The sequence below is a fragment of the Flavobacterium kochi genome (genome assembly GCF_048286715.1).
GTDB lineage: Bacteria > Bacteroidota > Bacteroidia > Flavobacteriales > Flavobacteriaceae > Flavobacterium.
Map to the genome: position 1 here is coordinate 375,765 of NZ_JBLVPW010000001.1, position 23,502 is coordinate 399,266.

At 34.0% G+C, this 23,502-nt stretch carries 21 protein-coding genes; 7 read left to right on the forward strand and 14 right to left on the reverse strand.

What is annotated here, in order from left to right; all coding sequences use genetic code 11:
* Positions 1-66: 66 nt before the first annotated feature.
* The 3 genes from ACNQGH_RS01555 to purN form a co-directional block, all read right to left on the reverse strand.
* On the reverse strand, positions 67-990 hold the full coding sequence (locus tag ACNQGH_RS01555; RefSeq protein ID WP_417954214.1) for a PfkB family carbohydrate kinase: 924 nt from the start codon (positions 988-990) through the stop codon (positions 67-69).
* Positions 991-1,095: 105 nt separating this feature from the next.
* Entirely contained in the window at positions 1,096-1,578 is a 483-nt protein-coding gene (gene rnhA, locus ACNQGH_RS01560; RefSeq protein WP_417954215.1) for a ribonuclease HI, read from the reverse strand.
* Between the two features lie 2 nt (positions 1,579-1,580).
* Positions 1,581-2,150 carry a phosphoribosylglycinamide formyltransferase gene (gene purN, locus ACNQGH_RS01565; protein ID WP_417954216.1) on the reverse strand — a complete coding sequence of 190 codons (570 nt, stop codon included), beginning with the start codon at positions 2,148-2,150 and terminating at the stop codon, positions 1,581-1,583.
* Between the two features lie 175 nt (positions 2,151-2,325).
* On the opposite strand from purN, the gene ACNQGH_RS01570 reads away from it, so the two are divergent.
* The 6 genes from ACNQGH_RS01570 to ACNQGH_RS01595 all read left to right on the forward strand — a co-directional run bounded on the left by ACNQGH_RS01570 (position 2,326) and on the right by ACNQGH_RS01595 (position 7,724).
* A complete protein-coding gene (locus ACNQGH_RS01570; RefSeq protein ID WP_007137004.1) occupies positions 2,326-2,562 on the forward strand; it encodes an acyl carrier protein in 237 nt (78 codons plus the stop codon).
* 180 nt (positions 2,563-2,742) lie between these two features.
* Positions 2,743-3,996 carry a beta-ketoacyl-ACP synthase II gene (gene fabF / locus ACNQGH_RS01575; protein ID WP_417954217.1) on the forward strand — a complete coding sequence of 418 codons (1,254 nt, stop codon included), beginning with the start codon at positions 2,743-2,745 and terminating at the stop codon, positions 3,994-3,996.
* A gap of 5 nt (positions 3,997-4,001) precedes the next feature.
* On the forward strand, positions 4,002-4,742 hold the full coding sequence (gene rnc / locus ACNQGH_RS01580) for a ribonuclease III (protein WP_417954218.1): 741 nt from the start codon (positions 4,002-4,004) through the stop codon (positions 4,740-4,742).
* 113 nt (positions 4,743-4,855) lie between these two features.
* Positions 4,856-5,344 (forward strand): IPExxxVDY family protein, encoded by a 489-nt coding sequence (locus tag ACNQGH_RS01585; RefSeq protein WP_417954219.1) that lies wholly within the window; start codon positions 4,856-4,858, stop codon positions 5,342-5,344.
* Positions 5,345-5,349: 5 nt separating this feature from the next.
* Positions 5,350-6,780, forward strand: a complete 1,431-nt coding sequence (pyk, locus tag ACNQGH_RS01590) for a pyruvate kinase (protein WP_143386989.1) — start codon at positions 5,350-5,352, stop codon at positions 6,778-6,780.
* Between the two features lie 170 nt (positions 6,781-6,950).
* Positions 6,951-7,724, forward strand: a complete 774-nt coding sequence (locus ACNQGH_RS01595) for a Bax inhibitor-1/YccA family protein (protein ID WP_417954220.1) — start codon at positions 6,951-6,953, stop codon at positions 7,722-7,724.
* 63 nt (positions 7,725-7,787) lie between these two features.
* On the opposite strand, the gene ACNQGH_RS01600 is transcribed toward ACNQGH_RS01595, so the two are convergent.
* The 3 genes from ACNQGH_RS01600 to ACNQGH_RS01610 all read right to left on the reverse strand — a co-directional run bounded on the left by ACNQGH_RS01600 (position 7,788) and on the right by ACNQGH_RS01610 (position 11,622).
* Positions 7,788-8,303, reverse strand: coding sequence for a PAS domain-containing protein (locus tag ACNQGH_RS01600; protein ID WP_417954221.1), 516 nt, complete (start codon positions 8,301-8,303; stop codon positions 7,788-7,790).
* A 97-nt stretch (positions 8,304-8,400) separates the two neighbouring features.
* Entirely contained in the window at positions 8,401-9,483 is a 1,083-nt protein-coding gene (dinB, locus tag ACNQGH_RS01605; RefSeq protein ID WP_417954222.1) for a DNA polymerase IV, read from the reverse strand.
* A gap of 57 nt (positions 9,484-9,540) precedes the next feature.
* The gene (locus ACNQGH_RS01610; protein WP_417954223.1) at positions 9,541-11,622 is read right to left on the reverse strand and encodes a recombinase; all 2,082 of its coding nucleotides are present in this window, start codon (positions 11,620-11,622) and stop codon (positions 9,541-9,543) included.
* A gap of 402 nt (positions 11,623-12,024) precedes the next feature.
* Here ACNQGH_RS01610 and ACNQGH_RS01615 point away from each other — a divergent pair, with 402 nt between their 5' ends.
* Entirely contained in the window at positions 12,025-12,492 is a 468-nt protein-coding gene (locus ACNQGH_RS01615) for a CYTH domain-containing protein (RefSeq protein ID WP_417954224.1), read from the forward strand.
* A 1-nt stretch (position 12,493) separates the two neighbouring features.
* Here the strand turns inward: ACNQGH_RS01615 and ACNQGH_RS01620 are convergent, their stop codons facing one another.
* The 8 genes from ACNQGH_RS01620 to hppD form a co-directional block, all read right to left on the reverse strand.
* On the reverse strand, positions 12,494-12,976 hold the full coding sequence (locus ACNQGH_RS01620) for a septal ring lytic transglycosylase RlpA family protein (RefSeq protein WP_417954225.1): 483 nt from the start codon (positions 12,974-12,976) through the stop codon (positions 12,494-12,496).
* Positions 12,977-13,057: 81 nt separating this feature from the next.
* On the reverse strand, positions 13,058-13,480 hold the full coding sequence (locus tag ACNQGH_RS01625) for a hypothetical protein (protein ID WP_417954226.1): 423 nt from the start codon (positions 13,478-13,480) through the stop codon (positions 13,058-13,060).
* Positions 13,481-13,576: 96 nt separating this feature from the next.
* On the reverse strand, positions 13,577-16,885 hold the full coding sequence (locus ACNQGH_RS01630; RefSeq protein ID WP_417954227.1) for a TonB-dependent receptor: 3,309 nt from the start codon (positions 16,883-16,885) through the stop codon (positions 13,577-13,579).
* A 368-nt stretch (positions 16,886-17,253) separates the two neighbouring features.
* The gene (pgi, locus tag ACNQGH_RS01635) at positions 17,254-18,897 is read right to left on the reverse strand and encodes a glucose-6-phosphate isomerase (protein WP_417954228.1); all 1,644 of its coding nucleotides are present in this window, start codon (positions 18,895-18,897) and stop codon (positions 17,254-17,256) included.
* Between the two features lie 164 nt (positions 18,898-19,061).
* Positions 19,062-20,282, reverse strand: coding sequence for a M23 family metallopeptidase (locus ACNQGH_RS01640; RefSeq protein WP_417954229.1), 1,221 nt, complete (start codon positions 20,280-20,282; stop codon positions 19,062-19,064).
* Positions 20,283-20,308: 26 nt separating this feature from the next.
* On the reverse strand, positions 20,309-21,238 hold the full coding sequence (locus ACNQGH_RS01645; RefSeq protein ID WP_417954230.1) for a tryptophan 2,3-dioxygenase family protein: 930 nt from the start codon (positions 21,236-21,238) through the stop codon (positions 20,309-20,311).
* On the reverse strand, positions 21,228-22,010 hold the full coding sequence (locus ACNQGH_RS01650; protein ID WP_417954231.1) for a DUF3108 domain-containing protein: 783 nt from the start codon (positions 22,008-22,010) through the stop codon (positions 21,228-21,230). The genes ACNQGH_RS01645 and ACNQGH_RS01650 overlap by 11 nt, the downstream gene beginning before the upstream one ends.
* A gap of 291 nt (positions 22,011-22,301) precedes the next feature.
* Entirely contained in the window at positions 22,302-23,462 is a 1,161-nt protein-coding gene (gene hppD, locus ACNQGH_RS01655) for a 4-hydroxyphenylpyruvate dioxygenase (protein WP_417954232.1), read from the reverse strand.
* Positions 23,463-23,502 lie beyond the last annotated feature (40 nt).

Sequence of the window (23,502 nt, forward strand, 5' to 3'; positions counted from 1 at the left end):
AAAATTAAATCCTGTAATTTCTTGCCAATTTATTTAAAAAAAAACCTCGTTTCCGAGGTTTGCACATTATAATTCTATATCAAATTGTGTCAATGATTTGAATTGTTTCAATCTTGACAGCACTTCTTCTTTATTTAAATCAATCATTCGTTCTGTTCCAAATTTCTCTACACAAAATGAAGCTAAATTAGAACCATGGATGATTGCGTTTTTCATGTTTTCGAATGAAATATTCTCACTTTGGGTTATGAATCCAGCAAATCCTCCTGCAAAAGTATCTCCTGCTCCTGTTGGATCAAAGACTTCTTCTAAAGGTAAGGCCGGAGCAAAGAACACCTCTTTGTTGTGAAACAATAAAGCACCGTGTTCTCCTTTTTTAATTACCACATATTTTGGTCCCATAGTATGAATTTTTGCAGCAGCTTTCACTAAAGAATATTCTCCCGAAAGTTGTCTTGCTTCTTCATCATTTATGGTAATAACATCGATACGTTTAATTACATCCAATAATTCCGGTAAAGCGCAGTCCATCCAAAAATTCATAGTATCCAAAACCACCAATTTAGGTTGTGTATCCATTTGGTCTAAAACACTGCTTTGCACTAATGGATGTAAATTACCTAACATCACCACATCAGAATTTTTGAAATTTTCTGGGACTTTTGGCTGAAAGTCTGCCAAAACGTTTAATTGAGTATCTAATGTATCTCTTGAATTTAAATCATTATGATATCGACCGCTCCAAAAGAAAGTCTTTCCTCCTTTTACAACTTCAAGACCCGAAATATCAATATTTCTTGCGGTTAATAAATCTAAATATTCTTGTGGAAAATCATCACCAACTACAGAAACTATTGCCGATTGTAAATTGAAATAAGAAGCTGAAAGTCCGATGTATGTTGCTGCGCCGCCTAAGATTTTATCTGTTTTTGCAAAAGGAGTTTCAATTGCGTCGAAAGCTACAGTTCCAACAATCAATAATTTATTCATTTTATGTGTTTCGAATTAAAGCGCAAAGATAGTTTATAAGTTGTAAAATTGCAAAGGGTCACAATCGTAAAGTTTTACTAATTTATTTTACTGAAATCCATTGTTTTACAACAACTTCCCTTCTTCTTTTTCATAAAAAGCATCAACAGAAAGTTGCTTTTGCATCGAAGCCATAACTGCCAACTCATCGCATCTTTCATTTTGAACATGGTTATTATGTCCTTTTATCCATTTGAAATTGACTTTGTGTTTTCTATAAACAACCAGAAAGCGTTTCCACAAATCGGAATTTTTTCGATCAACAAACCCTTTTTTTTCCCAACCTAAAACCCATTTTTTTTCAACGGAATCCACCACATATTTAGAATCTGAAACCACTAAAACTCTTGTATTGGGATTTTTTAATTTCTCAAGACCAACAATTACCGCCAGCAATTCCATTCTATTATTAGTGGTGTGACGAAAACCCTCATAGAATTCCTTCTTATAAGACTTCCCTACCCATTCCATCACAACTCCGTAACCTCCCGGACCCGGATTTCCTTTGGCAGCACCGTCAGTATAAATATGTACATCGTGACTATTCAAAATTACAAGCTATTTGTTATGAGTTTTTCAATTACTTCCGGAAAATATTTTTGCTCCAATTCATGAATTTTTTCAGCAACTTCTTCCGGAGTTTCATTTCCTGATAAAACTACGTTTTTTTGAAAAAGAATATTCCCTTCGTCATAATGTTCATTTACAAAATGAACGGTAATTCCGGTTTCTCTTTCTTTATTTCCAACAATTGCTCTATGTATATGCATACCATACATCCCTTTTCCTCCGTATTTTGGTAACAATGCAGGATGAATATTTATTATTTTATTGGGATAGGCTGCGATAATATTTTCTGGAAATTTTAATAAAAACCCAGCCAAAACAATCAAATCAGGTTGAATCTTATTTATAATCTGTAATACTTTACTTTCAATTAATTCTTCTTTTGAGAAAATCTCTGTTCGAATCCCATAATTTCTGGCTCTTTCAATCACTTTAGCATTTGGGTTGTTTGTAAACACTACTTCAACTCTCCCAATTTCTGTTGCAGCAAAATACTTAATGATATTTTCAGCATTAGTCCCCGATCCAGAGGCAAAAACCACTATTTTTTTCATAACCTGACAAATTTTAATTACGCAAAAAAAGGCATAAAAAATGAAAATAAATAACATTCAGAAGCCTTTGTCAAATATATTTTCTAAATTAGATGTCACATTTATTAACTAAATAGTTGTTTTAAAATAAAGTTTTTTATTTTTGCCAACAAATTAAATTCTAAAATTAAAGATTATGTCAGACATTGCATCAAGAGTAAAAGCGATTATCGTAGACAAATTAGGTGTTGACGAAAACGAAGTTGTAACAGAAGCAAGCTTCACTAATGATTTAGGAGCTGACTCATTAGACACTGTTGAGCTTATTATGGAATTCGAAAAAGAATTTGACATTCAAATTCCGGACGATCAAGCAGAAAACATTGCTACTGTTGGTCAAGCAATCTCTTATATAGAGGAAGCTAAGAAATAATAAATTTCACACCCGTTTGCAATCCTGTAAACGGGTGTTATTATTTTTTTTAAAATTAAATTCGAGATTGAACTTCAATCAAAAATATATTTATTGTAATACCCATGGCTCTTTTGTAAGAATAATACAATAAAGAAAGCATGGGTTTTATTTGTTTAAAGATAACAAAATAAAGAATTTATGGTATTAAGACGAGTTGTTGTAACAGGTTTAGGCGCTCTTACTCCTATTGGAAATAATATTGAAGAGTATTGGAACGGCCTCATTAACGGCGTTAGTGGAGCAGCACCGATAACTTATTTTGACGCTTCAAAATTTAAAACACAATTTGCTTGCGAATTGAAAAATTTTAATGCTGAAGATTTCTTAGATAGAAAAGAAGCCAGAAAAATGGACCGCTATGCACAATATGCTATGGTTTCATCTGATGAAGCTGTACTTGATGCTGGTTTCAATTTTGAAAAATTAGATAAAGACAGAGTTGGTGTTATTTGGGGATCGGGAATTGGCGGATTGGAAACATTTCAAATCGAAATGTTGAACTATGCAGCGGGTGACGGTACTCCAAAATTTAATCCTTTCTTTATCCCAAAAATGATTTCGGATATTGCTTGTGGTCATATTTCTATAAAATATGGATTTAGAGGTCCAAACTTCGCAACCGTTTCTGCTTGCGCTTCTTCCACAAATGCTATTATTGATGCTTTCAATTATATCAGATTGGGCCATGCAGATGCTATGGTTACAGGTGGTTCTGAAGCTGCGGTAACTATTGCAGGAATGGGTGGCTTTAATGCGATGCATGCTTTATCTACAAGAAATGATGATCCAAAAACAGCATCTAGGCCGATGGATAAAGACAGAGATGGATTTATTTTAGGCGAAGGAGCTGGCGCTCTTATCCTTGAAGAATACGAACATGCCATAGCCCGTGGGGCAAAAATTTATTGTGAAATCGGTGGTGGCGGAATGTCAGCAGATGCGCATCATATTACTGCACCGCATCCGGAAGGATTAGGGGCTAAAAATGTAATGCTTAATTGCTTGAGAGATGCCGGTTTACAAGCTAGCGATGTTGATGGTGTCAACATGCACGGAACATCAACACCTCTTGGCGACATGGCAGAATCTAAAGCTATATTGCATGTTTTTGGCGAACATGCGTACACCATGAATTTGAATTCAACTAAATCAATGACAGGCCATTTACTTGGTGCTGCCGGAGCAATTGAGACTATTTCCTCTATTCTTTCTATGAAATACGGAATAGTACCACCTACAATAAATCATTTTACTAATGATGAAAGTATTGACAGTAAATTAAATTTTACTTTCAATGTTCCACAAAAAAGAGAAATGAATGTTGTTATGAGTAATACTTTTGGTTTTGGAGGACACAATGCTTGTGTATTAGTAAAAAAATTAGATATCTAAATTATATGCGTATAATTAGAAAAATATTTTCGAAATCCCGTTCTCTAGAAGACGGGATTTTTTTTGATTCCATTCAAAAAATTTTAGGCTTCGCCCCAAACAATTTAGATTACTATAAAAAAGCCTTCACACACCGTTCATCAAATCGAATGGATGTGTTAGGAAATCCTATCAACTACGAGCGATTAGAGTTTTTGGGCGATGCAATGTTAAGTGCTGTAATTGCAGCTCATTTATTCAGCAAAGCGCCAGCTGGAGACGAAGGCTATCTGACCAAAATGCGTTCAAAAATTGTAAGCAGAGAACACTTGAACGAATTAGGAAAGGATTTAAATCTGGTACAGTATATCGAAAGCAAAGTGCCATTACAACATTTCGGCGAAAACATACATGGCAACATCTTTGAATCGCTGGTCGGAGCAATCTACTTAGACAGAGGATATGTTTACTGTGAAAAATTCATTCAAAAAAGAGTTATCATTCCCTATGTAGATATTGCAAGGCTAGAAGGAAAAGTAATCAGCTACAAAAGCTTAATTATTGAATGGTGTCAAAAAGAGAAGAAAATATTTCATTATGATATTTTTGAGGACAATGCAATAGATGGACAACGTCTGTTTGGGGTCAAACTCAGCATCGATGATAAAGTAATTGCAAAAGCAAGAGCAACTTCGAAAAAGAAGGCAGAAGAAAAAGCATCTCAACGTGCTTATTTTGCATTTCAAGAAAAAATGGACAGAAAATAACATCATTTTCTTAAACCTATAACGTTTTCGTTGATAAATTAACAAAAACATCCTATTTAAGTAGGTCAGAACTTCGATAGAAATACTATATTTACAACTTATTTTTTCATGAAATGGCTATTCATAAACTGGATCTTGGAGAATTTGACGAAATAGATTACTATTTAATTGCTATTCACACTTCACTAGAAGACTATAGATTGGCTTTTTTTATTAATCAATTGTTGCCAATAAATTTAAGTAAAAGCAAGAATGAAATTCAGATTAATATAGAAGAAGGGGAAACAAATTTTTCAAGATTCTATTATTATGATAATGAAAAAGCGATCACTTGGAATTTGATTCAAAATAAAAATGAGGTAGTTCATTATAAAAATGGAATTACCCAAAATTTATTTTCAAATGTTACGATGGAAGTCTCAACAAAAGTCTTTTTACTTCCTGAGTTTAAAAAAGTAGATTATTTCTTAAAAATAGAGAATATTGAAGATACAATGAGTGTATCAACAATACAGACTATATTAAATAAAATCGATAACATATCTACACTTTATACAGTAGATACTAATCAAATAAAATCAAAAAACAATTTAATTTTTTAATACCAATGCTTACAAACAAAAAAACTAAAATTGTAGCCACACTTGGGCCTGCATGTAGTACAAGAGAAATCATCAAAGACATGATTGATGCAGGTGTAAATGTTTTTAGAGTGAATTTTTCACATGCTGACTACGAAGATGTAAAAGAAAAAATAAATCTGATCCGAGGTCTGAACGAAGAGTTTGGCTACACTACTGCAATCTTAGGAGATCTACAAGGACCTAAACTTCGTGTAGGAGTCATGGAAGAAGGAGTGGTAGTACATGATGGAGACTTGATTACATTTACTACAGCCGAAGATATCCTTGGAACTGCAAAAAAAGTATTCATGAAATACCAAAACTTTCCAAATGATGTAAATCCCGGGGAAAGAATTTTACTTGATGATGGAAAACTAATTTTCGAAATCGTAGAGACTGATAAAAAATCAGAAGTTATTGCAAGAGTAATTCAAGGTGGTGAATTGAAATCTAAAAAGGGAGTAAATTTACCAAACACAAAAATATCTCTTCCTGCAATGACTGAGAAAGATATTGCAGATGCTATTTTTGCTATCGGGCAAAATGTGGATTGGATTGCATTATCATTCGTAAAAACACCAAGAGATTTACAAGACTTACAGGAATTAATAGCAGAACATTCAGAATATAAAATTCCAATTGTTGCCAAAATAGAAATGCCAGAAGCATTAGAAAATATTGACAAAATTGTTGCGTATTGTGATGCTTTGATGGTTGCTCGTGGAGATTTAGGAGTTGAACTTCCTGCTCATGAAGTGCCTTTAGTTCAAAAAGAATTGATTCGCAGAGCCAAAACAGCTCGTATTCCGGTAATCGTTGCTACGCAAATGATGGAAACAATGATCACTTCCCTTACGCCAACACGTGCAGAGGTGAATGACGTTGCGAACTCAGTTATGGATGGTGCAGATGCAGTAATGCTTTCTGGCGAAACTGCTACTGGAAATTACCCAGTTCAAGTAATTCAAAAAATGACTCAGATCATTGAAGCAGTTGAGGATTCTCCGCTTATTCAAGTGCCACAAAATACGCCACAAATAAAAACAAAACGTTTTATTACAAAAACGATCTGTCATCATGCTGCAACTATGGCTAACGTTATCAAAGCAAAAGCTATTTGTACATTAACTAATAGTGGTTATACTGCTTTCCAAATTTCGGCTTGGAGACCAAATTCACATATCTTAGTTTTTACATCTAATAAAAGAATCCTTACACAACTAAATCTATTATGGGGTGTAAAATCTTTTTTCTACGAAAAAACAGTAAGTACTGATGATACGGTAACTGACATAAACGAAATTGTAAAACAAAAAGGTTTTGTTCAAAAAGGCGATTTCCTTATCAATTTAGCTGCAATGCCAATTAAAGATAAAGGAATGGTTAATACCTTAAGAGTTTCTGAAATCGAATAATTTTAAGTTCTTTGAATATATAAAACCGTCCAAGGACGGTTTTTTTTTGCTTATTTTTTTTTAAAAACAAACAAAACACCTTTATTTACAGTTGAAAAAAATTAAGAACAATTAAACATTCTTCTGCAAAATAAAATTTATATTTGGGGAACAAAAAAATCGTGTCAACTATGAGTTTCAATTCGAAAAATCCATTTTTAAATAATAAAACCTTTTCATCAACAGCAGTTTCAAAAAAAGACGAAGTACATCAGGCAACTCTAATTGATTACAATCAAGAAATGACTTTGTCAGGAACTATCAATAAGAGCTTAATTCTATTTTTACTTCTTACAGCTTCAGCAACGGTAATTTGGTGGTTGACTTTTAACGGTATGAATCCAATGGTTCCGGCAATTGGCGGTGCTATCGTTGGACTTATTTTAGTAGTAATCTCTGCTTTCAAACCGCAATATTCTCCCTATTTAGCCCCCGGCTATGCCTTGTTTGAAGGCTTATTCATCGGTGGAATTTCTGCAATATTTGAAGCTATGTATCCTGGGATTGTGATTCAAGCCGTAGGAGCAACATTTGTAACTTTCATTGTTTGCTTAGGATTGTATAAATATAAAATAGTAAAAGTAACAGAGCAGTTCAAATCGGTTGTTGTGGCCGCTACACTTGCAATTGCAACGTATTATCTGGTATCTTGGTTGTTTTCTATGTTTACCAGCTTTGTGCCTGTTCATTACGGCAACTCGATGATGAGCATTGGAATCAGTGTTTTTGTGATTGTAATCGCTGCTTTAAATCTATTCTTAGATTTTGATCGAATAGAAAAAGGAGCGGAACAAAAAATGCCAAAATACATGGAATGGTATGGTGCTATGGGATTAATCATAACACTCGTTTGGTTGTATATCGAGTTTTTAAGATTATTATCTAAATTGAACAGTAAAAACTAAATATATTGTAAAACCATTTCACTAACAAAAAAAAGACCTTTTTAAATCAGAAAGGTCTTTTTTTTATGCCGATTTTTCAAAAGCTATGTAGTGACTTAATTGTCCTTTCAAGTTGAAAACAGGGAATCCTTTTATCAGACAGCTATAAATGACTCCGTTCTTTTTATAATTCAATACCGTTTTCTCAAAAGGTTCTTGAAGCTGTATTGCTTTTCGAATTTCATTCGAAGTAATCACACTCGTCTCCACACCTTGAAACATTTTAGGACTTTTACCCAAAACTTCTGCTGGTCTATAGCCGCTCATTTTTACCATATCATGCGAAGCAAAAACGATATTTAATTTAATATCCGTTACAATTATAACTTCCTCTTTGAGTCTTGTTTTTAAATCCCACTTGTCATGATCCCATTGATGCTGAACAGCAATTGATTTGAGTTTGTCTAAATCCAAAAAAGAATTCTTCAATTCATTCAAAAACTCATGATGAAAAGCCCAAGAAAAAATGGGAACCGTTTTCATCTTTAAGCAGCTGTGATACTTTGCCATCGCTTCATCATATTGTTGAAAATTATTCATACTATTTTGTATTAGAGAACCAAATGTAATTTTTTATTTATAATAACAAAACAACCAATTTTAGACTTTGACCATTGTTCAATGCAGGCATTATTAATTAAAAATCAAATTTTAACTGTACGACAACAAATTTTTTCTCTTCAGTATTTAAATTGCTTAAAGAAATTCCAAGCAATCGCACGGAATCTTTCATGCGTTCTTGATACAACAATTCTTTTACGACCTCTACTATCAATGCTTTATCAGAAATAAAATAAGGCAACGTTTTGCTACGGGTTTGTTGTGTAAAATCACTGTATTTTATTTTTAAAGTGATTGTTTTTCCTGCAACGTTGTACTTTTTTAATCTTCTTTCTAATGCATTTGCAATATTCTCAAGTTGCTCTAACATATAAATTTCAGAAGAAAGATTAACATCAAAAGTATGTTCTGCGGCGACTGATTTTGTAATTCGATTTGACTTCACCTCGCTGTTATGAATCCCTCTCACAACATTATAATAGAAACTTCCCGACTTCCCGAAATGTTTCTCTAAAAATTCTAATGATTTACTTTTTAATTCTACTCCGGTGAAAATTCCCAGCTGATACATTTTTTCGGTGGTCACTTTTCCAACACCATGAAATTTCCGAATGGGTAATTCCTCTAAAAATGAAATAACTTCATCTGGATTGACCGTTTTTTGCCCGTTGGGTTTATTATAATCGCTAGCAATTTTAGCTACAAACTTATTAACAGATATTCCTGCAGAAGCCGTCAATCCCACTTCGTTAAAAATACGCTGCCTTATTTCCTGTGCCAATAAAGTAGCGCTAGGATTTCCTTTTTTGTTGATGGTTACATCTAAATAGGCTTCATCGAGAGACAATGGCTCCACCAAATCCGTATAGTCATGGAATATTTTCTGAATCTTAGTTGAAATCTCCTTATACCGATCAAATCGCGGTCTTACAAAAATGAGTTCAGGACAGTTTTTTTTGGCCATAACTCCACTTATAGCACTACGAACTCCAAATTTTCTAGCCTCATAACTCGCTGCCGCGACAACGCCACGGTTTTCAGAACCTCCTACCGCAATAGGCTTTCCTCGCAACAATGGATCATCCATCTGCTCCACTGAAGCATAAAAGGCATCCATGTCAACGTGTATGATTTTTCTATTTGGAATTGATTCCTGCATTTATTCAACTGATTGTACACTCAATTCTATTTTTGAATGGTTTACTATATACTAAAACTATTTTTGCTCTTCAGTGCTTAAATAATTTTCGATTACTACCGATTTACTTTTATTTTCTATAGGAAAAAAGAAGCTAGCCGGTGTGGATTTGAAATGATTCCAAATGGAAATCGTAACAAATCGCAACTCAAATAATGAAATAGCTCTCGAACGAAATGCCAGACCTAATGAAAGACTAAAACTTACCATAAAGTTAACCAATCCCATAATACCAATCCCAAAAATACCCCAAAATAACATCGTGTCGCTCACAACATAATTCGCTCCATATAAAGCCAACGCGAGATTTCCACTACCAAAAGTAATATGTCGAACATCCAGATTTAATCCTAAAAACAAACCAATTGACGCAGTACTTCCCATGAATATACCGAACCAGAAATTTGAAATAATCCCTGCCCCTCTTTTTTCGTATAGTTTCGCTAATTGCAATGTTTTGTCTTTTCCTAAACTCCTTTTCAGCAAAGGATGTTCCGTTATCCTGAAAAAAACCTGATTGTGTTTGTCTCTATTGGCAACACTCCCTGAGATGATTCCGGACAAAAATAAAAACATTCCAGCAATAGCTGCATGAAGAATCGCTAGCGAATGTATAGGGCTTAAATCAATGAGTAACGACTTCCATTTTGTTGCAGCGATATTATAATGAAGCAAATAATCTATCAGCCATATTCCAAGTAACGAAACCGGAAAGGCCATAATCACATTCCCTACAAATGCTATAAACTGCGAGCGAAAAACACGTGCAAAAAGAATCGCAAAAGCCCTATACTTTTCGGCATCTTTACCTTGCTTTATTACTCCTTCCTCCAAAGCTTTTATTAAGGCCGACGCAGTCATCGCCGGTTGTTTTGTGGCCAAAGTAAAACCTAAAATATAAATCGCAATAAACCCAAAAACATAGTTCATACTGTATAGAAAAGCGTGCCCAAAAAAGCTTGTATCTACCTTGGAAAGCAATACTTTAATAACACACAATATCCCAACAATAAACCCACCGCCAAGCGCTGCACGAAACATTTTAAAATACTCTTTTCGGCTTTCGGTAATATAATGTTCACCCGTTTTAGCTGTATGTTGCGTTATTTCATAGGAGATCAACTGGGTACTTTCACCAATAAATTTCCGAACGTTGTTCTTGTAGCAATTGTATTTAACCAGGTGCAACGCCAATGCTATCCCATTGCTTTTTTTATGGCTCTCTTTGTCTACAATCAATAAGGGAATTAAAAATTTCAATCGCTCTAATTGTTGCCTGATCTTTAATAAATTTTGATTTACCCGGAGAGAAATTCCATATTTTGAAGTGTTGTGAAATGCTCGATCAACAAACTCTTCACATTGCTTATGCAAAACCAACAACTGCGCATAGGATAAATCATCTGACTTGATAAAATGCTTTTCACCATTTTTAATTTTGTCTTCGATTTGAAACAATTCCTTTTCAAAAGCTGAAAAAGGACTTTCATAATCATCAAATTCCGGCACCATTTTAATAACGTCCGTTTCCATCGCACGACCACTAATTCGCTGTGTAATTAAATACATTGCAAATAACAATTCCGATAAAACCGAATTGGGCTCCACACTTTCATAAATAGACTTAAATTTTAAAAGGCCATACAATTCTTCTAATTGATGTGATGGTATTTTATTAATCCAAATCGTGTCATCATCCTGATAAAAAACCTGATTAAGAATATATTCTAAGGTGTCTTTTTGTGGCTGATAAGGCAAAAATTTAGAAAAAACTCTTTTTTTAACTTCGAAAATAAAATCTACATCTTGCAAAATAGCCGCATCAGAAAGAATCTTATTAAACTTTTTATCTTTTAAAACCTCTTTAATGTAAATGGAGAACTGTTTTCGAATAGAATAATTCTCCTTTAGAAAAGAAATGATTTCTTGCAAATCAATAATTTCCACTTTCTTCGTTTTCAAAGGTCGAATCCACCGAATTAACTCCACTAAAGGTTCTAAAACATCTTCCTTCTCTCGCCAAGACTGACTATCGTCAAAAAATTTAGTTGTTAATTCTGACAGGGTTGCTTTGGGTTTTACTTTAAAGAAAAAATTCATTATTTTGGTTCAATTTCGGTAAAAATACAAATTGACCTACCAAATTTCATTAACTTAATCATAAAATAACCACTTGTCAAGTATTCACACAACTTAAAAGTTGCGGGTTGGACGCGGCAGAAATCTTAAACTATATCTTTCTCTTGTTCACCAGATCAAAAACCAATTGGCGAACAATTACAAAACCTTCCTAAAAGATAAAAATTAACCATAGTGAAAATATTTGATATCTTTGAGGTATGGGATTAGGCCATAAAAAGTGGAAATCTTCAATTGAAAAAACTATTTTTTCTTTTAAAAAAAGAGCGATTCGTCAAGCTCCTTTCTTTAAAATAGAAAAAGTTTCATGATTGACTAGCCGGAAAACAGACCCCCAAATACGTACTTAAACCCAACAAGAAAATGATTGAAATAGAAAGAAAATTTTTGGTTAAAGATGATTCGTTCAAGGCAGCCGCTTTCACTCAAAATCATATTGCACAAGGCTATTTAAGTTCGGTTCCGGAACGTACCGTTCGTGTTCGTCTAAAAGGAGAAAAGGGATTTTTAACTATAAAAGGAATTTCAAACGAATCAGGATTGTCCCGCTTTGAGTGGGAAAAGGAAATCCCTGCTGAAGAAGCTAAAAAATTACTCCTTTTATGTGAAAAAGGCGTTATAGATAAAACCCGATTTGAAGTTAAATCAGGTGATCACGTTTATGAAGTTGATGTGTTTTATGGCGAGAATGAAGGATTGATTATTGCTGAGATTGAACTTAGCTCTGAAACAGAAACTTTTGAAAAACCAAGTTGGTTAGGAGAAGAAGTGACAAATAACAAACGCTATTACAATTCCTACCTAAGCAACAATCCTTACAAAAACTGGTAATTTAATTGTTCAATACCGCTATAGTCACCTTCATTCCTCCATCGTCTCTACGTGAAGCAATATCGTTAAAAGCTCGTTTTGACAAGTCAATTTCTCTTGACTTTACAAATGGGCCTCTGTCGGTAATTTCTACAATTACTGATTTACCATTAGCTTCATTCGTTACTTTAACTTTTGTGCCAAACGGAAGTTTTTTATGTGCTGCAGTATATTTATTGTTATCAAATTTTCTGCCGCTTGTGGTTCTTCTTCCATTAAATTTATCCGCATAGTAGGATGCATGCGCTTCTTTTTTATAGATTTTGAATTTTCCTAATAAAGCAATTAAAGAGTCTGCTTTCTCATCTTGCTGTTCAGCTGCTATTTTGCTCTTTTTGAGAGAGTCTCTTTGAATTATAGATTTTTGTCTGTCTGAGATGGAACTTTGACTGCTAACTAAGCCAATGATTGCCAGCAAAAAAAATAATGTTATTAATTTTTTCATTTATATCTTTTTAGTTAAATCTATTTTACAAAAACCATACCCAGATAAAAAAAGCTCTATTTCTAGAGCTTTAATTGATTTTTAAAACCACATTGACCATGGAATTCTACTTAAAATAAGCAACAATCCCAGACCATAAAAAATAGAAAATGTTTTGAATTTTGATTCGCTAGTGGTCAATTTTTTATGTTTTGACCATCCTATTGTAATCAAAGTAATTGCAATAATATTTATTAGAGGATGTTCCAATGACGTTAAACGCAACGCTTTATCTGACATTTGCCCTAATGAAGCAAGCCCTACCGGAGAAACGAAATATAAAATTAAACCGATCAATAATTGTGTATGGGTCCCTATAAGACCAAATAGCGCTATTTTTCTATCTTTTGAAGTAAATTCTTTTTTAGAAGCCATTCCTATGAAGGAATTAACAACCGCTACTACTAATAATAAAAGTGCTAAATAAGCCCAGCCAGAATGAAATTTTTGAATAAATTCGTACATAAATTGTGTTTTTGTTTTAACAAATATAAGAAAAAAAGACATAAAAAAACCACGCATTACTGCGCGGTTTTGATTTATTACTATTTTTTTCAGGGATTATTTGCCAAAAATATATCTAAGTGTGAATTGTGCTTGCCAAACATCAAAAGTTGAAGCATTTTTCTGAAAAGTATCTTTTATTAAAGTTTTCGTTCCTGCTGCATCTGTTTGTGTAGCTAACTGGAAAAAAGGCACATTAGCGGTAGTAGTCCTATAACTTAAAACACTTAAGCTGGTAACTCTTTGCGTTACTCCCCAATCTTTATTCAGTAAGTTAGTAAAGTTTAAGATGTCAGCTCTGAACTGAAAATTATTCTTCTTACCTGCAATCTTGATATAAAAATCTTGAGTCGCAGATAAATCTAATCGATGTAACATTGGCAGCACCCCACCATTTCTTGCAGTATATTGGCCTCTTCTTGAAGAAAGATAAGAATCTTGCTTAATGTAAGCTTCATAGGCTTGTTGTTGTTGTGCTTCGGTATAAACAGTTACAACATTGGCTCCATTTACAACATTGGTAACCGATAAAGATTGAAAACGAATTTCATTTGCATTGTTTGGAATATACATTAGGTCATTCCCATTAACTTGATCTCCATTCATATCACCGCCGTAAGCATAAGAGAAAGGTCCAGCTTGCTCACCAATGTATCCAAGATTAATTGAAGTAGCAGCCCCGATAGTATTACCATATTCAATTTTGTACCCTAATATACCAACTATCCGGTGTGGTGTGTTGTTAGACGATAATGTCAAAGGCAAATCGTTGTTACCATTGATTGATTTTGCTCCAGTCCATGAACCTGCAGCAATAGAACCTGCTGATAATAAATCATTAGCACTTGAATGTGTATAAGCTAGTGAACCCCAAAGACCTTTTTTGTAAGGATACTCCAATTTAAATGTTGTTGAATAAAAATACCCTTTATCCGTATTTGTCAATACAACAGCACTGGAAACATTGTCATTGACACGAACTCCATTATCAGTACGCGCAAATCTAGGTCTAGTATCTGGTCCGCTGAAATTCCCAACCGGAGTTTCAAAATTGGCATTGTAGTAATGAATTGCATTGATGTTTTGTTGAAAGATACCTTCAATAGTTCCGACGAAACCAAAAGGAAGTTTTTGATCAACCGCTATATTTGTTTTCCAAACTTGTGGAAATTTAAAATTTTTAGCTGTAAACGCCAATTCAAATGTAGAGGGAAGCGTTGGCGTTGCAGGAATAAAATAATCGTTAGGATTTGGAGTAAAACCGTATCCACCAGCTCCAACAGCTGCACCACTAACATCAACAAAACCAGTAAGAACACCGTTATTACCAATAGCATTAGATAAAAACACTGATGGTGCTCTTCCTGTAAAGACACCACTACCACCACGTACTTGTGTTGTAGCGTCACCGTTAACATCTAAATTAAAACCTACTCTAGGTTCAAATAAATATTGAGTGTCTGGCATTTCACCAGTATTGAACTTTTCACCATTTGCGAAAGTCATTGCTGTAACTTTTGTGTTTTCAAGTGCAGTATCAGCAAACCAAACTGCTGAAGCACGAAGACCTAATGTAACTCTTAAGTTATCACTTACTTTGATTTCGTCTTGAGTGTATAAGTCCAATTTATTTGATTTCAAAATCTGCAAAGGCTCTATTGCACCTGGTAAAGCAGAATATCTGAATTGAAAACGAGCAGGTAACGCTGTAGTTGATGGAGCACCGCCCGTATTGGCCGATTGATTAGCCGCAGCATAAAAATCATCCAATGAGTTAAATACATATACTCCGTTAGATCCGGAGAAAAATAAGTTGCTTGATTTAAAATACTCAAAATTAGCCCCAAACAACAACGAATGATTCCCCATTGTTTTTGTCAAATTATCCGTAAAGTGTAGCGTAGAATAAGAAAGCTTGTTCCCTTGGGTAAATGGGTCTAAACCTGCAGAAATAAAAGTATTCGATCCATTTTTTATATCAATTGTAGGAAATAAACCACCTCCTTGTAAACCTCTATCTTCTATTTGCTTATCATAACCTCCAATGAAGTTATTGTACCATGAATTACTTAATTTACTGTTCAGCTCTACTACAACTGATCTGGTATTATCTTGTATAACATAACCACTATTTTTAAAAGACATTGCAAGTGCACTGGTTCTTCTATTTCCAAATCCTAATGAATTTGAATTTGAGGTTAACTCATCAGAATTTGAGTTATGAAAAACATAACGAGCAGTTAATTTATGATTGTCATTAATATTCCAGTCAATTCTGGCCAAGAATTTTTTTGAAATTTTTTCTGCATTATAATTTTCCCAAGGTCCAGTTGTGTAATCAAATTTATCCTTCAAAAAAGTTGATAATGTTTGCATTTCTGCAAAAGTAGGTAAGGATACCTGAGCGCTTGGCTGCGGTGAACCTGTAGCAGTCCAAGTTGTAGCCGGGCTTGTATTTTCTATGGTCTCAAAATTTCCAAAAAAGAACAATTTGTCTTTAATAATTGGTGCGCCAATTCTGGCTCCCCAAATTTTTTCATTAAATTTTCCTGGTACTATTACAGCATTTCCAGCTTTAGTTCCTATGAAATCTTTCTTGTTGCTTCTAAATGAATTATAAACAGAACCTTCAATCTCATTTGTTCCACTTTTAGTTACTGCATTAATTCCAGAACCTAAAAACCCTGACTGACGCACATCATAAGGTGCAATGTTAACTTGTAATTGTTCAATAGCATCTAAAGAAATCGCAGTAGAACCAGTTCTACCTCCTGCTTGTGAATCAGTTCCAAGTCCGAAACCATTATTAAACACCGATCCATCAATGGTAAAATTATTCAATCGTGAATCCTGACCTCCAAATGTACCATTACTTCCAGCGTTAGCATTGTATTTTGTAATTGCATTTATTGAACGTGCTCCTGTAACAGGAACAGCCACTAATTCTCTATTAGAAAATTGTTGAGAAGCTCCAGTTCTTCCTTTGTTGAAAGTCCCTTTTGATTTTGTAGAAACTACTACAACTTCACTTAAAACATTTGATTCTTCATCAACAACAATATTTACGGTTATGTTATTACCTAAAGGCGCGTTAATTTCTGTAATTTCTGTTGTTTTGTAACCAACATAAGTAACTTTTACAGTGTAAGGACCTCCTGGTCTGATTCCTTGAACGGCATATCCTCCGTTAGAACCTGTAGTTGAAAAATATTTTGTTCCAGTAGGTTTATGAACAACCTCCACGGAAGCACCAGGAAGCGTTTCGCCAGTGCTGGACTTAACAGTACCAGACATGGCAGAACTAGTGACCTGCGAATGACCAACAGCTGATAAAAAAATAATCAAAATAAAAATAACTTTCTTCATTTTTGTTTTTTGTTTAATTTATTAATTTTTAGCAAAATTATAACATTTAAACCGTAAACTGTTATGAAAACGTTAAGAAAAATCCTTCTGAATCATGCTTTCCATCTTTAAAATGATTTTTTCAATGTTTTAGTTAAAAATTAACATAATTACCAACTACATCCATATTATTTATTTAGACCATAAAAATAATCCCAAGTCAATTTATACAAAAAAGAAAATGACTCTCAAAAAAACACTGTTATAGAACTACTTGCATAAAAAAGCCCCGATTTTTTTATAAAATCGGGGCTTTTTTTCAACTGTAATTTAGAAAAATGACAGAAAATAATTTTAAATCTTCCATTAATCCTAATCAAAACAAATCTCTATTTATTGGAAAGAAAATGATTTAATAAAAATGCTGTTGAGCTATCGTGATTTTTAACTTTCTTACTATTAATTTCTTCTAAAATTGAATTGGCCAATTGTTTTCCAAGTTCAACACCCCATTGGTCATAACTGAATATATTCCAGATGATTCCTTGAACAAAAATTTTGTGTTCGTACAATGCAATCAGAGAACCCAAGGTTCTCGGAGTCAATTTTTGTATTAAAATGGTATTCGTAGGTTTATTACCGGCAAAAACTTTAAAAGGCAAGAGAAACGCCGCTTTATCTGCATCAAGCCCTTGTTTGTCGAATTCCGCCTGAACCTGCTCCTCCGTTTTCCCGTGTAATAATGCTTCTGTCTGCGCAAAAAAGTTAGACATCAATTTATCGTGATGATCCTCATCGCCATATAACGGTTTTATAAATCCAATAAAATCGGTAGGAATCAATTTAGTTCCCTGGTGAATTAATTGAAAAAAAGCATGTTGTGAATTGGTTCCTGGCTCACCCCAAATTATAGTTCCGGTTTGATAATTTACCGGTTTTCCGTCACGACCAACACTTTTCCCATTACTTTCCATAGTACCTTGCTGCAAGTAAGGCGCTAATTTTTGTAAATATTGCGTGTAAGGAATTAAAGCTTCGCTTTCTGCTCCAAAGAAATTATTATACCAAACACTCAATAACGCTAAAACTACCGGTACATTTTTATCAAAGTCAGCAGTTTTGAAATGCTCGTCCATTTCATTGGCTCCACTTAATAATTCATCAAAATTCTCAAAACCAACCGCCAGACTTATGGAAAGCCCTACTGCACTCCATAATGAAAAACGACCCCCAACCCAGTCCCACATCGGAAATACGTTGTCAGGGTTAATCCCAAATTCTGTTACTTTTGCAATATTGGTAGAAACCGCAACAAAATGTCGAGCAACATCTTCCTGTTTTGCTGATTGTAAAAACCATTTTCTGATCGTTTCAGAATTCGTTAATGTTTCCTGCGTGGTAAACGTTTTAGAAACGATGACAAAAAGCGTGGTTTCCGGATTCAGTTTTTTAATAATTTCGTTTACATGATCCCCGTCAACATTCGATACAAAATGAACCCTTAACTGGTTTTTGTAAAATTGTAATGCTTCCACTGCCATTGCAGGTCCCAAATCTGAGCCACCAATACCGATGTTTACAATATCCGTAAACGGTTTTCCTGTAAAACCGGTTCTTTTACCTGAAGTTACTTCGTTAGTAAATGCTTTTATTTTGTTTTTTACCTCAAAAATTTCAGGAACTACATTTTGTCCTTCTACCTTTATAATTGCGGATTCTTTAGCTCTTAAAGCCGTATGAAGCACCGCTCTGTTTTCCGTTTGATTGATAATTCCTCCATCAAAATAGTCAGCAATCGCACTTTTAAGTCCTGCTTCTTCTGCCAACTCAAGTAATAATCCAAGTGTTTCCTGGTTGATGATATTTTTTGAATAATCAATTAAAAAATCATTCCATTTTAAGTTGAATTTCTCTGTTCTTGAATCATCTGCTTGAAACATTTCTTTCATGGAAGCTTTTTGCATTTCACTGTAATGCTGTTGAAGTTTCTTCCAGGCTATTGTTTCTGTTGGGTTAATTGTATTTAAGGCCATTTATATTTGGATTGTAGTTTTGTTTAATTTGGGGCAAAAATACTGAAATTAGTCTTAACGCTAAATGTGTTTACAATTATATAACAATTTAAGGAAATTTTACCATAATAGTAATGCTCCAAACAAAGCAGAAAAGAACTATTATTATTTACTAAATCAATTGATTACAAATTAGCTACACTATCCAGTTGCCATTTTAAAGGAGTAATAACCTTTAAAAACTGTTCTTTATTTCTACCACTCATCGGTTCACCGGTAGGCAGCTTAAGCTTCAGGGCATCGACCTGAACACCATTCTTCCAAAATCGATAGCAAACGTGAGGACCTGTTGCTAAACCAGTACTTCCTACTCGACCTATAACCTGACCTTGACTGACATGCTGCCCTCTTCGCACCAAAATCCTAGACATATGTAAATATTGAGTGGAATAAGTCCCGTTGTGCTTTACTTTAACAAAATTTCCGTTTCCTGCTGTAAAACCTGTTTGTTCTACAGTTCCCGCAGCAGTAGTTGTAATTGGAGTTCCGTATGGTGCAGCATAATCAGTTCCTTTATGAGCTTTCCATATTTGCTGTACAGGATGAAATCTATTAGTAGAAAAACGAGACGAAATTCTGCTAAATTTTATTGGTGTTTTAAGAAAGAAATTTTTCAATGTTTTTCCTTCCTCATCATAATATTCTATTTTATTGGACGAGGGATTTTGAGCATAAGGAAATGCGTAAATTATTTTTCCTTTGTATTCAAAAAAAGCTGCTTTAAGACTGTCTACTCCATCATAAACGGAGTCATTTATAAATCTTTCAGTAAAAGTAATAGCAAACCGATCTCCCTTTTTAAGTTTGAAAAAATCGATTGACCAGGCATAAATTTTAGATATCTTACTAGCCAGGGCGCCCTCCACATTTGCGCCTTCCAAAGTTTCAGACAAGGAACCCTTTAATAATCCTCCTATTGTACGGCTCTTAATCGTAATAGGTTTCGTTTTTTTATAGGCAACCACAGCAGTATCTCTCAGATCCACCACATAATACGTCAATGCATCCGGCTGATAAATAAAAACCTGCAACTTATTTGTTTTATTTTTTGATCTTAACAGCGTATACGGCTTGTGCAGCCTGATTGTCCTAACATCAAACGAATCCTTTACCTGCTTAATAATATCATATACTTTTATATCACCAATACTTTGATTTTCAATAATGGTACCGAAAGTATCTCCCTTTTTAATCGTATCCTGAACCACATTAAAATCAGAATATCTAAACCCAAACTCCATTTTTTTAGCCGCTGGTTTTATAATTTCTTTTTCTAATACATCATTAGATTTATTACAAGAAACTAAAGAAAACAACACTATAATTGCTATAAATACTTGTTTCAAACTATTTTTTTTTATTCTAATTATTTTTACTCACCCCAGTGTGCCAGCTCATCAGCGGACCATAATTCAGGAAAAAATATTCTGCGTTGGTATTTTGGGTGCATGTATTTTTTCCAGTCACTTCCGCCGGTAGCTTCTCCATTTCCTTTTCCACTTTGATCTATATATTTTATAGCGACATTCAAATGTTGCATCACCCAGGTAATATTTACTGTGTGATCATAATGACGCATCGCTTTTATTAACTCTGGATTTTTTTGATCTGAATCTGGAAGTTGCTTGAATTTTTGCCAAATGTTTATGGTGTTGTATTCCTCCATGTGTTTCAAAAACGTTCCTTTGTATTTCCTTTCAAATTCCTCTAGCAAAAATGATTTTTCACCTGTATGATAATCTTTTCCGGCAGCTTGCCAATATAAATGTTCAAACGCAAATTCAAAAGGAGTATTCCTATCAATCGAACCTCTATAACGGTGATCAATAAGATTTATTAGATCCGTCGAACAAAACTCTATTAATCTGTATTGTGCACTTTGAAAACCGCTTGCCGGAGTAAGGGTATTTCTGAATTTCATGTATTGATCTACATCCATTCCGTTCTCCATAATACCGAAAGAAGTTGTCAGCATATCAAAATAACGGCTGATTCTCATTAACCTTTCAGTAAAAAAATCAGTTTTTATACCCTGACAATATGAAATTTGATTCATTTCCCAAAGTATCATTTTAAATATCAATTCATTTACCTGATGATACATGATAAAAACCATTTCGTCGGGAAGTGTGGTTCTTTGAATCTGAAGATTTAATAACGCGTCGGTATGAATATAATCCCAATAAGTAATCGGCTTAGACCAAAGTAGCCCTTCTAAATGCGTCTCGGTTTTCTGGCTTATTGCTTGGTATTTAAGATCAATTTCTTTTAAAATTGCTTCAGAATTATCATTATTGTCCATTATTATTTTTTATTTTAAACTGATTCTTCAATCCTCTAAATTCGTCTAAATCTGCTTTGATTGAACCTACAGCTAAACTTGCTTTAATTCGCAAGGGTATTTTATTATCATCGTCCGAAATCCAAACGGTTAAACTTTCCTGCTCTTTAAAAACGCGCCCTGATTGCACCAGGGGTCTAAAAATCATCGTTGCAACAACCCCAAATTTAGTTGTAATATCTTCACGACCTATAAATTTCATCTTAAATTTTGTAGCTTCATCATCAAAAAACATATCAATCGCTACTGATTCTCCAGGCCTGATTTTATCAATACTAGGATAATTCCTTAAATAATAGAAAGTGGACAAAATATCCTGTGCATTTTTTGGAATGCCGATTGTCTTTTCGTTTTTGTGTTTGTAATCTTTTACAAGAATTCTATTTGTAGTCTGATTGAAAAAACCTTCTTGGTTCTTAGTATACCCTCCTTCGTTAATTTTTCTTACAAATCGATATGGATTTCCAGTTTCCTTATCAATATAACTTTCATATAAATCATCCACTTTAAAGAAAAATCGTGACATTCCGGTTGTATATCCTTTGCCAACTACATGGAAAATTTTTTTATTATTTAAGACGGCGTCTTTTACTTCAAGTGTTGCATACCCTGCATTTACTATACCGTAATGAATTCTAAATTTAAAATACTCGCCCACATCGTAAGCATCCTCTTTTTGAGAATCGAAACTTACCGTTGTTACAAATAGTATTAATAGTATTATTTTTTTCATTACTTTTTGTCAATTTATTGACGGTAATAGCAAATTTTGTTCCAAATATATTAAAACAAAAAAACTCAGTCAAATAATGACTGAGTTTTTATGCTATTAACTAACCAAAAAACTATAAATTATGAAATTTATATCAATATAGGAAGGAAACCACCCCTTCCTGTTTTGCGAGTACAAAGTTAATTAATAAAACTAGTTTTTAAAGCTTGGAAATAAAGTTTAACACAACATTTGCATAAAAACAGGCCATTCACTGATTATTTTTTAACACAACATAAAAATAACACGCTTTTACAACGTTCCTCGCAATTGCTGTTCTCTTTCTATTGACTCAAAAAGAGCCTTAAAATTACCCGCTCCAAAACCTTTGGCGCCCATTCTTTGTATAATTTCAAAAAACAGGGTCGGGCGGTCCTGCACTGGTTTCGTAAAAATTTGTAATAAATACCCTTCCTCATCGGCGTCGACCATAATGGCCAATCTCTCAATTTCCTTTAAATCTTCTTTCATCATCTTCATATGCACTCCTAATCGTTCTGGAATTGCCTCATAATAGGTATGCGGAGGAGCTGACAGGAATTCAATTCCTCTTGCTTTCAATTGTGATACTGTTTTGATAATATCATCTGTTGCTATAGCAATATGTTGAATACCTGGCCCACCATAAAAGTCCAGGTATTCCTCAATTTGTGATTTTTTCTTTCCTTCGGCCGGTTCATTAATTGGAAATTTAATTCTTCCGTTTCCATTGGACATTACCTTACTCATCAATGCCGAATATTCGGTATTAATCTGTTTGTCATCAAAAGAAAGGAAATTTACAAATCCCATTACCTCTTCATAGAACTTAACCCACGTATTCATTTCATTCCAACCTACATTACCCACCATATGGTCAATGTATTTTAATCCTGTTGGCTCTGGATTGTAATCAGACTTCCATTCCTTATATCCAGGAAGAAAAACACCATTATAATTTTTGCGCTCTACAAAAATATGCACGGTTTCACCATATGTATAAATCCCAGAACGTACCACCTCTCCAAATTCATCTTTCTCAACTGTTGGCTCCATAAAAGAGCGGGCACCGCGTTTCATTGTTTCATCGTAAGCACTAGTGGCGTCTTCTACCCAAAGTGCAGCTACTTTCACCCCATCACCATGTTTTCTCAAATGTTCGTTTATTGGAGAATCTTGGGTCAACGGTGTGGTCAATACGATGCGAATCTTATCTTGTTTCAGCACATAAGATGTCCTGTCTCTTACTCCGGTTTCTAATCCTGCATAAGCCAATGATTGGTAACCAAAAGCCGTTTTATAATAATGTGCTGATTGCTTTGCATTTCCAACATAGAATTCTACATAATCGGTTCCTAGTAAAGGAAGAAAATCTTGCGCTCCTTCAAATATTTTTTCTAGTCCGTATTCAACTGATTTTACTTCTTTTGACATGATATTTATTTTTTTTGATTCGGTAAATCTAATTTTTCGA

What these genes read in the sequence shown, in the direction of transcription:
- ACNQGH_RS01570 (WP_007137004.1), top strand. Translation starts at nt 2,326, where the DNA reads ATGTCAGACATTGCATCAAGAGTAAAAGCGATTATCGTAGACAAATTA.
- rnc (WP_417954218.1), top strand. Translation starts at nt 4,002, where the DNA reads ATGCGTATAATTAGAAAAATATTTTCGAAATCCCGTTCTCTAGAAGAC.
- ACNQGH_RS01555 (WP_417954214.1), bottom strand. Translation starts at nt 990, where the DNA reads ATGAATAAATTATTGATTGTTGGAACTGTAGCTTTCGACGCAATTGAA.
- ACNQGH_RS01620 (WP_417954225.1), bottom strand. Translation starts at nt 12,976, where the DNA reads ATGAAAAAATTAATAACATTATTTTTTTTGCTGGCAATCATTGGCTTA.
- ACNQGH_RS01600 (WP_417954221.1), bottom strand. Translation starts at nt 8,303, where the DNA reads ATGAATAATTTTCAACAATATGATGAAGCGATGGCAAAGTATCACAGC.
- pgi (WP_417954228.1), bottom strand. Translation starts at nt 18,897, where the DNA reads ATGGCCTTAAATACAATTAACCCAACAGAAACAATAGCCTGGAAGAAA.
- ACNQGH_RS01630 (WP_417954227.1), bottom strand. Translation starts at nt 16,885, where the DNA reads ATGAAGAAAGTTATTTTTATTTTGATTATTTTTTTATCAGCTGTTGGT.
- ACNQGH_RS01595 (WP_417954220.1), top strand. Translation starts at nt 6,951, where the DNA reads ATGAGTTTCAATTCGAAAAATCCATTTTTAAATAATAAAACCTTTTCA.
- ACNQGH_RS01625 (WP_417954226.1), bottom strand. Translation starts at nt 13,480, where the DNA reads ATGTACGAATTTATTCAAAAATTTCATTCTGGCTGGGCTTATTTAGCA.
- pyk (WP_143386989.1), top strand. Translation starts at nt 5,350, where the DNA reads ATGCTTACAAACAAAAAAACTAAAATTGTAGCCACACTTGGGCCTGCA.
- purN (WP_417954216.1), bottom strand. Translation starts at nt 2,150, where the DNA reads ATGAAAAAAATAGTGGTTTTTGCCTCTGGATCGGGGACTAATGCTGAA.
- hppD (WP_417954232.1), bottom strand. Translation starts at nt 23,462, where the DNA reads ATGTCAAAAGAAGTAAAATCAGTTGAATACGGACTAGAAAAAATATTT.
- ACNQGH_RS01645 (WP_417954230.1), bottom strand. Translation starts at nt 21,238, where the DNA reads ATGGACAATAATGATAATTCTGAAGCAATTTTAAAAGAAATTGATCTT.
- ACNQGH_RS01650 (WP_417954231.1), bottom strand. Translation starts at nt 22,010, where the DNA reads ATGAAAAAAATAATACTATTAATACTATTTGTAACAACGGTAAGTTTC.
- dinB (WP_417954222.1), bottom strand. Translation starts at nt 9,483, where the DNA reads ATGCAGGAATCAATTCCAAATAGAAAAATCATACACGTTGACATGGAT.
- ACNQGH_RS01615 (WP_417954224.1), top strand. Translation starts at nt 12,025, where the DNA reads ATGATTGAAATAGAAAGAAAATTTTTGGTTAAAGATGATTCGTTCAAG.
- ACNQGH_RS01610 (WP_417954223.1), bottom strand. Translation starts at nt 11,622, where the DNA reads ATGAATTTTTTCTTTAAAGTAAAACCCAAAGCAACCCTGTCAGAATTA.
- ACNQGH_RS01585 (WP_417954219.1), top strand. Translation starts at nt 4,856, where the DNA reads ATGGCTATTCATAAACTGGATCTTGGAGAATTTGACGAAATAGATTAC.
- fabF (WP_417954217.1), top strand. Translation starts at nt 2,743, where the DNA reads ATGGTATTAAGACGAGTTGTTGTAACAGGTTTAGGCGCTCTTACTCCT.